The 500-nt window shown below is 69.2% G+C and carries 1 protein-coding gene; it reads right to left on the reverse strand.

The features are described from left to right. Positions 1 to 76: 76 nt before the first annotated feature. Entirely contained in the window at positions 77 to 406 is a 330-nt protein-coding gene (gene lepB / locus I8N68_RS32515) for a signal peptidase I (protein ID WP_200216933.1), read from the reverse strand. Between the last annotated feature and the right edge of the window lie 94 nt (positions 407 to 500).

Genomic DNA, 500 nt, shown 5'->3' on the forward strand with positions numbered 1-500 from the left:
CACTCATCTGCCGCCGTCCGAGCGCTTAGTGTCGGCCACCTCGGTACGTCCGTGGCAAGTGTCAGGTGCGCCCTGGTCAGTCGGCCATTACGGCGAAGACCGACGACACCGGCACCGGCCCGGCACACCGGGAGTCGTTCGACCGGGCGCGGCTATCGCCCATGACGAAGACGGAGTCGGCCGGCACGGTAACCGCGGCGAACCGGCGCGGCCCGCAGTAGTTCGGGTTCGGCGGCTCGTCGAGCGACGCGTCCTCAGCCACATACGGCTCGGCCGGCGGCTTACCGTCGACCGTCACCTTGCCGGAGGTATCGCAGCAGGCGATGGTTTCGCCGCCGACCGCGACGACGCGTTTGAGCAGCGGCGCCTTACGGTCACCCCAGAGACCGCCGGGGGAACGGATCAGACGACATCGCCGCGCCGTGCCTCATACGTGCCGGTTACTGTCCGTGCGGTGACTACCTGGCCGGCCTTGACCGTCGGCTCCATACTGACGCCGC

This window comes from Micromonospora coerulea, assembly GCF_016598485.1.
GTDB classification, from domain to species: domain Bacteria; phylum Actinomycetota; class Actinomycetes; order Mycobacteriales; family Micromonosporaceae; genus Micromonospora; species Micromonospora coerulea.